Annotated in this window: 13 protein-coding genes; 5 read left to right on the top strand and 8 right to left on the bottom strand. The window is 43.7% G+C overall.

Features of this window, described 5'->3' with window-relative positions; genetic code table 11:
* The first annotated feature begins 1 nt into the window (after window position 1).
* The 3 genes from FCL46_RS19215 to FCL46_RS19205 all read left to right on the top strand — a co-directional run bounded on the left by FCL46_RS19215 (window position 2) and on the right by FCL46_RS19205 (window position 5,669).
* A complete protein-coding gene (locus tag FCL46_RS19215) occupies window positions 2–3,115 on the top strand; it encodes an efflux RND transporter permease subunit (protein WP_136805746.1) in 3,114 nt (1,037 codons plus the stop codon).
* The gene (locus FCL46_RS19210; protein ID WP_136805745.1) at window positions 3,108–4,373 is read left to right on the top strand and encodes a TolC family protein; all 1,266 of its coding nucleotides are present in this window, start codon (window positions 3,108–3,110) and stop codon (window positions 4,371–4,373) included. The genes FCL46_RS19215 and FCL46_RS19210 overlap by 8 nt, the downstream gene beginning before the upstream one ends.
* Window positions 4,374–4,487: 114 nt before the next feature.
* Complete coding sequence (locus FCL46_RS19205; RefSeq protein WP_136805744.1) at window positions 4,488–5,669, top strand: MFS transporter; 1,182 nt, start codon at window positions 4,488–4,490, stop codon at window positions 5,667–5,669.
* A 120-nt stretch (window positions 5,670–5,789) separates the two neighbouring features.
* On the opposite strand, the gene FCL46_RS19200 is transcribed toward FCL46_RS19205, so the two are convergent.
* A complete protein-coding gene (locus tag FCL46_RS19200; RefSeq protein WP_136805743.1) occupies window positions 5,790–7,004 on the bottom strand; it encodes an HD domain-containing phosphohydrolase in 1,215 nt (404 codons plus the stop codon).
* A 515-nt stretch (window positions 7,005–7,519) separates the two neighbouring features.
* Between FCL46_RS19200 and FCL46_RS19195 the strand changes: the two genes are divergently transcribed.
* On the top strand, window positions 7,520–7,843 hold the full coding sequence (locus FCL46_RS19195; RefSeq protein ID WP_136805742.1) for a 2Fe-2S iron-sulfur cluster-binding protein: 324 nt from the start codon (window positions 7,520–7,522) through the stop codon (window positions 7,841–7,843).
* Window positions 7,844–8,353: 510 nt separating this feature from the next.
* On the top strand, window positions 8,354–8,980 hold the full coding sequence (locus tag FCL46_RS19190; protein ID WP_136805741.1) for a hypothetical protein: 627 nt from the start codon (window positions 8,354–8,356) through the stop codon (window positions 8,978–8,980).
* 223 nt (window positions 8,981–9,203) lie between these two features.
* On the opposite strand, the gene FCL46_RS19185 is transcribed toward FCL46_RS19190, so the two are convergent.
* The 7 genes from FCL46_RS19185 to FCL46_RS19155 all read right to left on the bottom strand — a co-directional run bounded on the left by FCL46_RS19185 (window position 9,204) and on the right by FCL46_RS19155 (window position 12,912).
* Window positions 9,204–9,740 (bottom strand): DsbA family oxidoreductase, encoded by a 537-nt coding sequence (locus FCL46_RS19185; RefSeq protein WP_338032051.1) that lies wholly within the window; start codon window positions 9,738–9,740, stop codon window positions 9,204–9,206.
* Between the two features lie 84 nt (window positions 9,741–9,824).
* Window positions 9,825–10,145 (bottom strand): hypothetical protein, encoded by a 321-nt coding sequence (locus FCL46_RS19180; RefSeq protein WP_136805739.1) that lies wholly within the window; start codon window positions 10,143–10,145, stop codon window positions 9,825–9,827.
* A gap of 284 nt (window positions 10,146–10,429) precedes the next feature.
* Window positions 10,430–10,606, bottom strand: coding sequence for an ankyrin (locus FCL46_RS19175; protein ID WP_136805738.1), 177 nt, complete (start codon window positions 10,604–10,606; stop codon window positions 10,430–10,432).
* A 60-nt stretch (window positions 10,607–10,666) separates the two neighbouring features.
* Window positions 10,667–10,888, bottom strand: a complete 222-nt coding sequence (locus FCL46_RS19170; protein ID WP_217909470.1) for a hypothetical protein — start codon at window positions 10,886–10,888, stop codon at window positions 10,667–10,669.
* A 220-nt stretch (window positions 10,889–11,108) separates the two neighbouring features.
* Complete coding sequence (tsaA, locus tag FCL46_RS19165; protein WP_136805737.1) at window positions 11,109–11,576, bottom strand: tRNA (N6-threonylcarbamoyladenosine(37)-N6)-methyltransferase TrmO; 468 nt, start codon at window positions 11,574–11,576, stop codon at window positions 11,109–11,111.
* Between the two features lie 99 nt (window positions 11,577–11,675).
* On the bottom strand, window positions 11,676–12,332 hold the full coding sequence (locus FCL46_RS19160; protein WP_136805736.1) for a Bax inhibitor-1 family protein: 657 nt from the start codon (window positions 12,330–12,332) through the stop codon (window positions 11,676–11,678).
* Between the two features lie 394 nt (window positions 12,333–12,726).
* Complete coding sequence (locus tag FCL46_RS19155) at window positions 12,727–12,912, bottom strand: hypothetical protein (RefSeq protein WP_136805735.1); 186 nt, start codon at window positions 12,910–12,912, stop codon at window positions 12,727–12,729.
* Window positions 12,913–13,124: the final 212 nt, after the last annotated feature.

Below are 13,124 nucleotides of genomic sequence, written 5' to 3'. Positions count from 1 at the left end.
GATGAATATTGTTGAATATGCACTTAAAAAACCGGTCTCGGTGGCGGTCGCGGTAATATTGATTACGACCTTTGGTCTGATCGGATTGAACAAGCTGCCGGTACAGCTGACACCGGATGTTGAGACTCCACAGATAACGGTACAGACTACCTGGGGTGGGGCTACCCCTTACGAGATAGAAAAAGATATCATCGAAAAACAGGAAGAGGCCTTAAAGGGATTGCAGGGCCTGACGAAAATGGAGAGCGCCAGTTATAATAACTTTGGCGAAGTGACGCTCTCTTTTGCTCTGGACACCAAACTTGATGATGCGCTGCTACGCGTTTCCAATAAAATGAATGAGGTGTCGGGATATCCAGATTCTGCAGAAAAACCTGTGATTGAAGCAGCTGGTGCAAACAGCTCACCAGTTATCTGGTCGATGCTTAAAACGCGGGATGGTAACCCCAATCACATAAATAATTTTAGAACGTACTTTGAAGATAATGTGCGCCAGCATCTTGAGCGTGTTGAGGGGGTTGGTTCACTGCTGATTTTCGGTGGAACAGAAGCCGAACTGCATGTAACACTCGATATGCAGGAGATGGCGAGGCATAATATCTCGATTAATCAGATTTCCGGTGCCATAAAAAATGCCAACGCAACCACTTCTGCAGGTGTGTTAGGCATTGGTCGAAAGAATTATCGTATTCGAACTCTTGGCCAATTTCAGAACCCTGAAGATGCACTTAATGTCGTGGTGTTCGATGATGGCCTCAAACGTGTCTACCTGCGTGATATTGCCAAAGTGACTCCTGGTTATGACAAGGAGTCGGGAGGTGTTTTTCATAACGGTACTCAGGTTATCGTGGTCGGAGTTCGTAAAGAGCCGGGAGCCAACGTGCTTGCCATGACAGATCGTGTTGAAGAGGCTGTTCAGAAGCTTAATGACGGAATTCTTGCAGAAAAACAGCTTTATATCGACATGGTCTATGACCAGCGGCCATATATTAATACCGCTATCGGTCTGGTGAAAAAGAATGTAATGCTTGGTGGTGCACTTGCGATTCTGGTGCTGCTGGTTTTCCTCCGCAGTATCCGTTCAACGCTAACTACCGCCGTTGCTATTCCTGTGTCGGTTATCGGATGTTTTATATTTCTCTGGTTGACGGGTAGAAGTTTAAACGTTGTCAGTCTTGCCGGAATTTCATTCGCAGTCGGTATGCTTGTTGATAACTCCATCGTTGTGCTGGAAAATATCGACAGGCATAGGAAAATGGGAAAAAATGCCTTCAAGGCAGCACTCGAAGGGGCTAATGAGGTATGGGGCGCAGTTTTTGCTTCAACTGCCACAACCGTTGCGGTTTTCCTGCCTGTAATCTTTATGCAGGAAGAGGCGGGCCAGCTCTTTCGCGATATCGCTATCGCCATCACCTTCTCAATTATGCTGAGTCTGTTGGTGTCGATTACTGTTATCCCGACATTAATTAATCTCCTCTACAGGAAAAAAACCTCAGGTGAGGAAAAAAAGAACTGGATACAGCGCTCTGTTGCCGGACCGGCAATTGCCGGTGCTCTTATGTGGTTTTCAGACCTCTGTTTGAAAAATGTTTTCACCCGATTGCTGACCGTAGTTCTATTTACTACCCTCTCTGTGGGTATGATTTTAAAGTTGCAGCCAAGTGCAGAATATCTGCCACAGGGTAACCGTAACCTGATTCTAAATATCCTGATTCCGCCTCCGGGCTATTCGGTAGATAAGCTTAAAGAGATCGGGGCATATGTTTTTGAATCAACAAAACCGTATTTTGAAGAAGATGGAAAGGATGGTTTCCCGCAGATAAAACAGATGTTTTATGTCGGTTCCGATCGTTTTACTCTCTTTGGCGGCATTAGCACCCACGAGACCCGGGCCGCTGAACTGATTCCGCTTTTCAGTAGAATTATGAACGCAATTCCCGGTTTCTTTGGTGTATCACTGCAGGCTGGTATCTTTGAGACGGGTCTTGGTCAGGGGCGAACGGTGGAAGTCAATATTTCCGGTGAGAATATCGAAGAGATTGCCGGATCAGCCATGATGCTCTATGGGGCAACAATGCAGGCAGTACCAGGTTCGCAGGTGAGGCCTGTGCCATCTTTTGAGACAAGCTATCCTGAAATCAGGGTCATTGCCAATAGAGAGATGCTGGCGGCAAACGGCCTTACTGAGCGTGATCTGGGAGTCTATGTGGACATCCTGATGGATGGACGCAAGGTCGATGATTTTAGACCGGAAGGTGTAAAACAGATAGATCTGGTAGTAAAAGGTAATGACGAGCTATACGACACACCTGAGAAGATTCTTAAGGCGACAATCGTTAATGCCCATGGGGATCTTATTCAGCTTGGTGATGTAGCGGATCTTGAATACAGTCAGGGAATGCCCCAGATTAATCATCTTGAGAGAAAACGGACCATTACTCTACAGGTTACTCCACCCAAAAATGTGGCTATTCAGGATGCGATGATCACCATTCAGAAAGGTCTTATTGAGCCAATGCAGAAAGAAGGTAAGCTGCAGGGACTGGATATCAGCATTGGCGGTAATGCCGATAAGCTCGAAGAGACTGGTCAGGCATTGAAGTGGAACTTATTGCTGGCGCTGCTGATAACCTATCTGCTCATGGCAGCATTATTTGAGAATTTCCTCTATCCGCTTATCATTCTTTTTAGCGTGCCGATGGCTGCAGCTGGAGGTTTTGTGGGGCTGGTTGCGGTAAATACGTTTGTCGCACCGCAGGGATTTGATGTATTGGCAATGCTTGGTTTCATTATTCTTATTGGAACTGTTGTAAATAATGCTATTCTTATTGTACACCAGTCACTTAATAACGTTCGTTATAATAGCATGGTTGGGATCGCCGCAGTTTCAGATGCGGTTCGCACCCGTATTCGTCCGATTTTTATGAGTGCTACAACCAGCTTGCTTGCCATGACACCACTTGTTTTATCAACTGGTTCGGGCAGTGAGTTGTATCGAGGTCTTGGTTCTATCCTTCTGGGTGGACTTGCACTCTCAACGGTGTTGACGTTGTTTGTTATTCCATCACTTTTAGCTTTTGTTATTCGATTTGAAAGGAGCAGAGTCAATGAATAGTCGAATTTTATCAGCAGTTTGTGTCGCCGGATTGTTATGTCTGGGTACATCTGCGCAGGCAACAGATTTGGTAACCATGCAGCAGACAGCACTTGGCAATCGTGCGGTCGTACAGCGCTTTATGACTAATGTTGAAAAGAGCGCAAAAGATGTGCAACGGGCAAAGGGTGGGTATTATCCATCCGTGGATGTTTTCTATACCGTTAATGGCCTTGATGAATCAAATTTGACTGGAGAAGATTCTGAGAATTCCGTGTTTGCCGGCAAGGTCAGTTACAACATCTTTTCAGGTTATAGAGACAAGTATGGTCTTGCCTCAGCTGAACAGCTTAGCGAGGTGGAAAAGTACAGACTTCAGGGTACTCGACAGGATATTCAGTTGATAGTTGCACTCAGTTATCTCAATGTCTACGATCGCAAGGCTAACCTCAAGGTAACAGAAGATGCATTTAAGACTCTGACCCGAGTGTATCGTGATGGTGAGAATCGTTATGATGTCGGTTTGATAGGAAAAAACGAATTGTTGAAATTCCGGGTCGATTACGATAATGCCGATATCACCATGAAGGCAGCGAAGGCTGGGTTAGATAAAAGTGTCAACAGTCTCTCACGGCAGGTAGGTGCGCAAATGATGTTGGCTGATCTTGATTTTGCCGAGTTCACAATGCTCCCGGCTCCTCTTAATGAAGACGAATATCTGCAGAATATGCTCAACTCGCGAAGTGAGATCAAGGCGCTTGAAACACTTGTTGAAGCCACAGAGTATCAGGTACAGGTTGCTTACAGTGACTACTATCCGAATGTGGATCTGATTGGCAGTTACAGTCGCTATGACGATAATTTCATAAACGGAGCGGGCGATAATGATGAAGATGAATTTCGCGCCCAGCTTCAGGTGTCAATGAATCTTTTTCGTGGTTTCACCAAGGAGGCCAATACTGGAAAGGCAAAACTTGAAAAACGTGGCCTCCAATATGACCTGCAAGAGCTTAAAGAAACGCTTGAGAACGATCTGCAAAACCTCTTTATCGATTACCGGGTAAGCCTTGAAAACGTCGAAGTGGCAAAACGTTCAATTGAGCAGGCGGAAGAAAACCTGCGTATAACTCAGCTTAAATATGACGAAGGTCTTGAGCGTGAGTCCGATCTTCTGGATGCTATTGCCAGCCTCTCGCGCGCCCAGGCGAATGAGGTTGCTGTTACACGAACGGTATTTGCTAACTATTTTCAGATCCAGCGTATGGTAGGTGGTTTCTGATCATCAAAAAATTTACATGACCAGCCTGACGACTGTTTTTTTCAGGCTAAATTCTTGTTTGCCCCGGCACTTCATCTCAGGAAAATGCCGGGGCTTTTTTTCTTTGTAGAGTTTATGGAACGCCAGACCCTCATTACATTATTACTCTCGGTCTTTATTGCACTTCTGGGAATTGGAATAATCATTCCGGTTATGCCCGTGTTTGCAGCAGAACTGGGCGCAAGCGGATTTTCCCTTGGGATGATTATCGCAGCATTTTCAGTAACCCGCGGACTGTTGCAGCCGGTTGTCGGAAATCTCTCTGATATTTTCGGTCGAAAATGGTTTCTCGTGGCAGGGCTTTTTATCTATGGTCTTGTAGGTCTCCTTATTCCCCATGCCGAGTCGGTATTTGACCTTATTACCATCCGTGGTTTCCATGGTGTCGGGTCTGCAATGATTGTCCCTATCGCCATGGCATATATGAGTTTTATGGCTCCTCCCGGCGAGGAGGGCAAGTATATGGGGTATCTCAATATTGCGGTGTTTTGCGGTATTGGCTGCGGCCCTATTCTTGGCGGACTTGTCTCTGATGCCTGGGGTTTTGCTTCTGTTTTCTATGTGATGGCCGGGTTTTCCTTTGTGGCCTTTGTTCTGGTAGTTAAACATATGCCGGTTTATGTACCGACAAAATCAAAAGATCAGAAAGGTTTACTTCTCAGTATGAAACTGATGATGCAGCGGAGGCGAACAGTAGGAATTCTACTGGCCCGCTATGCAACCATGATTGTCATGGTGCCGACAATGGCATTTTTACCACTGCTAATGTCGGGGTGGGATAATGTAAACGGGCTTCAGATAGGTTTGGTTATAGCCGGACGAACTCTTGTTAATGCCGTCTTGCAAGTGCCTTTCGGGAAGTTAGCTGATCGTTATCCTAAGATTCCGCTGCTTCTGGCGGGGACGGTCTGCATGGGGATTGCAATGCTGCTTGTGCCATCAGTTTCCGTAACAACGCAGATGGTTCTGCTTTATATGCTGCTAGGTACTGGTGAAGCAATAATCTGGCCCGTACTCGGTGCATACGCTTCAGAAGAAGGCCGAAATCATTTCGGGCATGGAACAATGATGGGTGTGTTCAGTCTGGCAATGAGTGGTGGTGTATTTACCGGTGCAATATTTTCAGGCTATTTCATGGATAATTTTGGCATGGCATGGGCCTACTATGTTACATCAGGGATGGTGGTATTTATAACTATTTTATCCGCAGGGCTTATTTATAGTGGAGAAAAGCTGATCGCGTTGAAAACAGTTTAAGAGTGTGAGTGGTTGCTTGTAAATGTTCACTGCTTTGGCTATTTATGATAATTCTTCTGTAGTCTTAATGGTGACCCTCTTCTGATTGTTTTATTTTGATTATCGTTCATTGTATGTACATCATTTGCCGATTGCTGCGTGATGGCATGCAACAGGCTCTGTCGAAATTATCTGTATTATGTCGCGGTCAATTTGGCCCTTGTTCGCCAGATTTGAGAGATAGTCCATAATTGTTTCGGTCGAGAAAGCTTTACGATAGGGGCGGTGTTGGGCGAGTGCCTGATATATATCTGCGACCATGATAATTCTGGACTCAATGTCGAGCTCGTCGCTATTCTTCTTAAAAGGGTATCCTTCACCATCAAGCTTTTCGTGATGGTTGGCTGCCCACTCACATATATCTTCCAAGCCTTCAATTCGGTGAAGTATACTAAAGGTCACATAACTGTGGTGACGCATAATTGCAAGGTCATGGTCGCTGAGTTTTGTTTCACATTCAAGCAGATTATCTGGCATTTGCAGTTTACCCAGATCATGAAGCAGGCCTGCAATTTCAATCCTGTTAATGAGATCCTCCGGGAGTTCACATTTTTCTGCAAGGTAACCAGCTAGTCGGCTGACTCCTACGGAGTGCTCAGCTGTGTACGGACTTTTAGCGTCTACAATATGAGCAAAGAGCATAGCCATACTTTTCATATCCGCACTATCAAGATAGACTGAATTGCCGTTAGTGGCCTTTTCACTCAAATGGGACATGAGGTAGTTGTGTTCCTGGGTTATCCAGAAAGCTTCTTTTTTAGCTATGGTCAAAAAAGCATCGACAAGTTTCTCTTTAAAGTATGTTTTCTTCATCGATGAAATCGTTGCGCAAATAGCCTCGCGTGTTTCAAGCCGGTTTTGCGTTTTTTGCTGTGCTGCCAGAGCATCCACCCGGTCAACAAGATAAATAAGATTTGCCTGGGTTTTAATTTTGTCATCGATTTTGAGCTTTTGCAGGTCTTTCCAAGGGGTGTGGTGGTATTTAATAGTGTCGCTATAATTGCGCAGCGGGGCGAAATGCCGTATCCGTTCGGCTCCAACATCACAATGGACAGTTGAGCCTACCCAATCGAGTTGATTGATAAGGTTTTTATGCACACGTGTTGAAGAGACACCACAATCGTGAAGAAGTCCTGCCCGATAATAAAAGGTAAGTTCCGGCTCTTTCTTTCCAAGCATTTTAGCACATTCGCGGGCCATAAATGCGACGCGTTTACCATGCTGTGTCTCATCAACACCAACAAGGTCAAGCGTGTCTGAAAGGGCATCAATGTATTGCTCTAAGTCTATTTGCATGGTTGTCCGCTTTGTAAGAGGGGTGGTGGTGCATTTCCTGGAGTAAATGAAATGTCAACCTGACTCGTCATTGTAGCACCTTGGGTGTCTCATCTTTAAGTAGAATTTGCAGTGACCAGCAAAATGTGATGAACTATGAGAAGCAGGGTGTCTCAGGGTGGTGTTGACCATTACGCTAATCACCTTGTGGTACCTGGAAAAACAACCTGGATTTATTTTAAGCGAGGGAAGTAACTGTTCGTCTCAGCTATTATTATTGATATATCGAGAAGAAAATCCGTTGAGAATGAACGCGAGTTGCTCATTAGCGAATAGAAATCTGCGCTGGATACAGTTAAGCGGCTTGGTGGACTTTTGCCTATTTGTACAAATTGGAAGATAATACGTGATGATAGCGGGTATTGGAATCAGATAGAATTGTACATTCGCGATCATTCTGAGGCTGAGTTTTCTCATTCCATTTGTCCGGAATGTGAGAAAATACCGTATCCTGATCTTTGATTACAGGAGATATAATGGCCAATGTAACAATTAAAAATTTAGGAGTAACCATTGCAGCGCAACCAGGTCAGAGTCTCCTGAACTCTTTGCTCTATGAAGATGTGCCAATTCATACAGTATGCGGCGGCCGTGCACGTTGTGGGTGTTGTAGAGTGAGGTTGATAGATGGGCAAAAAGGTGTCTCTCCGGTTAATAAATACGAGACTGTCAGATTGAGTGAACACGTTATTGAACAAGGCTGGCGTCTGGCCTGCCAGGTGCACATATTGAGGGATATTACCATTTATCTCCCAACTGCTGATGAACTGGATCGGGACTGCTCAAAAAAGAATAGTTAAAAGGACGTAAGCAGGTCCGCTCGGTATTCGCTTCTGTTTCAACAGTAGAGTGAGCTAGTATGAGAAATGCCACGATGTAGGAAATGTGTTGCTTATTCAGGTGTTTGCGGCTACATTGGCGTCGGATGACCCGAAATGATTCCCATCCCAAACGGTGTTTTCCATTTAACTCTTCCTGGCCTTCAAGATTTTATCATCGCAATATCCAATATATGGTTGTGGTGAAATGTGTCGAGTGCCTCTATGTAGATGAAAATCCCTCGTTTCTGGGGGAGAACTGAAAAGGAAGTGGCTGGTAAGCAAATAACGATAAATTTGAGAATAGTATTGTAGTATCAAAAATGTATACGTTGTTGTTCTGTTTAGAGTTGCCAATCGAGTGTATTGGTGTTGCGATGCGTTACCTCTGTTTCATTCTCCCCGCGATTTTATCTGCTAGGTGAAGGCTATTCTGAGTGCTGTACGCATGTCTTTGAATTAAAATAATATGAATAATTGTAGGGTTTTAGAATGAGCAAATCAGTAGACCTTTCCCACCTTGTGTTTGTAGATTTATTGCGTAATCTTGTAGATACCACCGGTGTCAAAGTTGCCAAAGGAAATCTTATGAGAATAGCAATGAACACTGGCGATAACGTTGAGGCCAAGGATTTCCCCTCGTTTGATGCGTTTGTAGAGGCACTGGATAAAGGTGAGACTCCACTGGCAAACCTGGAAGGTCGTGCGGTTCATATAGGTGATGGTGTTTTCGGACTTGAGCATTGCCCGTTTGGTGAGCTTACAGGTAACTATAAAGAATTCTTCTCATCTGAGCCTACCGGTTTTAAGGAAATTACTGAAGAGTTCAACGCGGAGAGCAGGATGGCAAAGGAACTTAACGTCGGGCAAGGTGCCGGTGTCGGACCGTTTTGCATTTTTCATCAGCCGATGCGCAGTCAGGCCGCAGCAAAGATAACTATTGCCGGAGAGCCCATTGAGATAATCCAGCTTGCCTGCAAAAGCGGCAAGGGGGATAAAGCCTATGCAGAATCTCTTATTTCCGGCTTCGGTTGTGAAAAGTCTAAGGTGGAGACAGTGGTCGATAACCACATGTGTTGCTATGGAATACGAATGAAGGATGGCAGTGCTGTCTGCTAACACTTCGTGTTAATAGAATTTTTATCAGTTGAAGCGGTGTGAACCACTTGTAGCACTTTTTTACATCGGCACGGATTGTAACTCGATTTTCGAATAAAAATCTCTTAATGAGAAATCCGTGCTACGTTCAAAATACCAATCTAATGACGTCTTTATAAAGGAGCTATGAGTGCTGTGTACTCATAGCCTCCATAATCTTTTCTGAGAGATTTCTAAAAGGGTTTTATTTTTTGACCACTCCGTGCTGAAGCATTAACCCCTGAAGGTTGGCATAATTCTGAGCACCGACAAGTCGGGATTCTTCAATAATAAATGTTGGTACTGCAGTTATCTGCATCTTTCGGGATCTTTCCCAGTCGCGGTCAACTGCGTCTTTATAGGAACGGTTAGCGATAACATCCAGAGCTTCATTGCGCGGAAGATTGCAGCTCTCAACTATTTTCAGCAATTCATCATGCTTTGCAAGGTTACAGCTTTCGGCAAAATATCGGGTGAAGGCTTCCATATGAAAAGCGTGCCCGTAGCCCTTATCTTCAGCCCATAAACCAAGCTCCTGAGCAAGTCTGCTGTTGAAGGTCATGTGACGATCACCAAAAGGTAGACCGAGTTGATCTGCGTGCTGTTTCAACTGGCTGATGATGCGCGATATATGAGTGGTGTCAGTCTTAAAAAGTTCTTCAAGGGTGCGACCTTCTTCAGGTGTTTCCGGATGAAGGGGAAATGCACGCCAGATAACATTGACCCGATATTCTGACTGCAGTTTTTCAATACTCCCGGTAATGAAATAGCAGTAAGGTCAGATGTAATCCGAAAATATTTCCAGCACATGCTCTGATTTCATAGATTACTCTTTCTGAGGCTTTACACTTCCTTTGGCACCATTTACGACTCTGCCGCAGTTTTGACAGGTAAGTATCAATCTCGCATTAGAAAAACCTGCACCGTATTCTGCATTCATGGTTCCATTAGATCCACAAAGATCACACTGGGCAGGCAGCGTCCCGTTATTAATCCTGATTGTTATATAAATAGCTATAAATGCAATGCAACCGAAGCCGATAAGAGAGATTCCTTCGAAACCTGTAAGATAAAGCAGGGCAAGGGTCAGGGCGAAAACTGCACCAAAAAGGCGCAACCAGTAGAAACGTATAAAGTTAATGTACATTAGTGATATCTGCATCCTTGAAGGAGAACCCGCATTTCTCAGTAGTATTTAAATCATTGACGAATCAATAATCTTCTAAAGAGAAAACAGGTGCTAAGTGATTTCAACCGAAACATCCTGTATGCTCCGGATCATGTTACGCAGATATCCTGACATATTGCTTTTGAATCTTCAATATGTGAGATAAAAAAATTACTTTTACTTTGACGAGTGCTCTGTAAAACAGACTAAATAGAAAAGATCACTGCCGGAAGTTTAGCTTCCTGCAGTGATCTTAGAGCTGTTTATTCTTCGTAACCTTTACCGTTGCAGGTTGGGCAGTCCTGATCCGGAGTACATTGCATATCGTCAAGAATATCGTCGTTTTGATTGCCGCGCCATTCTGAACTCACTTCACAAACGCCTTCAATAACTTTGTTTCCCTGACAGGTTGGACATGGTTTTCTGGTCTTTTCTGACATAACTCGCTCCTTGGTTTAAATATTGGGGCAGTGTCGTTTTTCACGTAGTGGCCGACAAAATTAAGAATTATCGGGCGCCAGATAATCTTTCAATTTTTCCAGCAGGCTTTCCGGTAATTCCCGGTTATACATAAATGCTTCAGCTTCTTCTCCGGTGATCTGTTGCTTTATCTCCAGGGGAAGAGAGCGGAGCACGGCTACTCGATCTGCATCAGGTTTTGCTTTCGTATTTTTAAGATCGCTCAAGTTGTCACCTTGGGTGGATTGAGTAACTGGAACCATAGTTCTCGTTTTTCCTCTCATGTTCTTAACGTTGTGTCTGCGACCCTTGATGTCAAGTAGTTGTGCTATAATTAATGATATTGATTATCATTTGCATATAAAATACACATAATATATATGTGACGCAAGAAGAAAATGATAATTAATCCCAAATATGCAAAGGAGAATGACTTAATGCAAGAATTATTGGTTTTGGACGAGGTGTATGTGTATGAATGTATTATCTAAATCTATTATCAGAACGCTTTTTTACAACGTCATTTTCTGAACTTTTCATCCAGCCACTTTTGGCATCGGTAACCTGATCGAATGCTGGAATAAATGGTTTAATATCAAGAAGTGGAGTGCCATTGAGTACATCAACACCTTGTATATTAACGATATTTTTATCTACAGAGACCACTTGAACCAGTGATAGTCCAATATGATTTGGGCGGATGGGAGATCGGGTGGAATAAACGCCACGCTTTACTGTATCCATAAATGGAGTTACCAGCAGTTCTGTACGGGTGGCTTTATGGAATTGGTAAATGAGATAGATATGACTGAAGCCATCCAGATCCTGGAGACCGACGGAGTATTCTGGGAGTAATTCGATATGCCCGGTAATATCTTTTGCGCATTTGGGTTGAATCGGCATATTTTCAAGGGTATCAAATGGTGTGTGGATTGTTCCTATGGTGATCATGTGCGGCCTGTTTAGCAGTAGAAAAAATGATTAATTACAACGTGAAAAGCAGTAGACACCTACCTGTTAAGGCAGTACATGGCTACTGCTTTTATACGCTTATTTGCGTCCGAGAATTCGTACAATTCGAAGGAAAAGATTGATAATATCCATATAGAGAGCGGCTGCACTGTCAATAGCGTTATCAACGGTTTTGGGAATTTGGTTGGCCCTTCCCCAATCGTATCCAATGTAACCACAGAACAGGCATACCACTATCCAATCGATAATTCCATGATGGATGCCGAATACGTAAAGTTCAATCAACTCAACTACGATGACGATGAGTAATGCGATTGTAATCGGGCCAACGATCTTTTCAAAAAATGAAGGAAAGATTGAACTAAGACACATCATGGCCACGGTCACCATACCTGTTATCCGAATCGCCTCACTAACCAGTGACGCATCGTATCGACTTACGACAATATTAATAATCAGGCCAAAGGGAACAACAACGAAATTGTAGCCTATAAAGCTGACGATGGGGTTGCTTGATCCATTGAACAGGTAAATGCCGAAAAAACACGAAGCAAAATATCCAATAAAAAATATCAATGGATGAATATCGCTGATTGCTTCTGTGGGTATAGCGGTAACCATATACCAGTTGATGGCAAATCCCCAGCAAAGGGTTAAGCCAATGATCATGTTGTATGTGGCTGCACTGATTACCTGATCAGTGCTGCTTGTTCGCTCAAATACATCTACATCCATGTTTAATATCTCCTTGCTGTGTGGCAGACTTAACGGATAGGGGTTATATGAAGAGGATTGTAATGATAATTGTTGAAATGTCTACAATATTAATGTGTTAAATGCATTGTTCACTGCGGCTGTGTGGGGCATGATGATGAAGTTCATGACTTTGATAAACTATGCTGTTCTGGTCAATGAAAGATATTGAAAATCGACAAACACCAGATCAGTGGTGCTTGTTCGCTGTCTTAGGCTGCCTTATCGGTTTAACTGGCATCTACTCCGAACGCGCATGTACAATGTTCTGAAGGAGTAACTTTAAAATTTGTGGATGTCATGACTTGACTGTTAATATAGATATCTGTGGTCCAGACATCTGGAGGATCACCTTTGTCGAATCTAAGCCTGTGGGCTATGCTTCCTTGTATGGATTTATCACTTGGAACTCTGATCCCGTTGCGTTTTTGTCGGCCTTTTTCACTTCATAACCGACAACACCGGCTGTTGGTGGATAAGATATCGAATATTTCACGAAGTCACTTATGGCTTTTGCAAAAATACTATATCCACAAGAAAAGCCGCTATCTTTAGACTTCATCAGTGTTGTGGTAGTTTCCTCGTACAGGGTGCAACTGTCTGGCTCAGAAATACCGGACTTAGCGATATAGGTATTTCTGTCAATTGCTGAAGTGGTGTTCTGTGAGGCCTACCCCTAAAGTATATTGAGCAACAGCAAGCGATCAAGCCAGTCGTAAATAGAGCTCATGAGTCTCATTTTTATGCAGAATCTGATTGAGAAAAAGGGATCAG

The sequence above is a fragment of the Desulfosediminicola flagellatus genome (assembly GCF_005116655.2).
Taxonomy (GTDB): Bacteria; Desulfobacterota; Desulfobulbia; order Desulfobulbales; family Desulfocapsaceae; genus Desulfopila; species Desulfopila flagellata.
The sequence above is the reverse complement of the archived record's forward strand: the minus strand, read 5'-3'. Positions and strand labels throughout refer to the sequence as shown.

What these genes read in the sequence shown, in the direction of transcription:
- FCL46_RS19205 (WP_136805744.1), top strand. Translation starts at nt 4,488, where the DNA reads ATGGAACGCCAGACCCTCATTACATTATTACTCTCGGTCTTTATTGCA.
- FCL46_RS19200 (WP_136805743.1), bottom strand. Translation starts at nt 7,004, where the DNA reads ATGCAAATAGACTTAGAGCAATACATTGATGCCCTTTCAGACACGCTT.
- FCL46_RS19180 (WP_136805739.1), bottom strand. Translation starts at nt 10,145, where the DNA reads ATGTACATTAACTTTATACGTTTCTACTGGTTGCGCCTTTTTGGTGCA.
- FCL46_RS19155 (WP_136805735.1), bottom strand. Translation starts at nt 12,912, where the DNA reads ATGAAGTCTAAAGATAGCGGCTTTTCTTGTGGATATAGTATTTTTGCA.
- FCL46_RS19190 (WP_136805741.1), top strand. Translation starts at nt 8,354, where the DNA reads ATGAGCAAATCAGTAGACCTTTCCCACCTTGTGTTTGTAGATTTATTG.
- FCL46_RS19160 (WP_136805736.1), bottom strand. Translation starts at nt 12,332, where the DNA reads ATGGATGTAGATGTATTTGAGCGAACAAGCAGCACTGATCAGGTAATC.
- FCL46_RS19215 (WP_136805746.1), top strand. Translation starts at nt 2, where the DNA reads ATGAATATTGTTGAATATGCACTTAAAAAACCGGTCTCGGTGGCGGTC.
- tsaA (WP_136805737.1), bottom strand. Translation starts at nt 11,576, where the DNA reads ATGATCACCATAGGAACAATCCACACACCATTTGATACCCTTGAAAAT.
- FCL46_RS19175 (WP_136805738.1), bottom strand. Translation starts at nt 10,606, where the DNA reads ATGTCAGAAAAGACCAGAAAACCATGTCCAACCTGTCAGGGAAACAAA.
- FCL46_RS19210 (WP_136805745.1), top strand. Translation starts at nt 3,108, where the DNA reads ATGAATAGTCGAATTTTATCAGCAGTTTGTGTCGCCGGATTGTTATGT.
- FCL46_RS19195 (WP_136805742.1), top strand. Translation starts at nt 7,520, where the DNA reads ATGGCCAATGTAACAATTAAAAATTTAGGAGTAACCATTGCAGCGCAA.
- FCL46_RS19170 (WP_217909470.1), bottom strand. Translation starts at nt 10,888, where the DNA reads ATGGTTCCAGTTACTCAATCCACCCAAGGTGACAACTTGAGCGATCTT.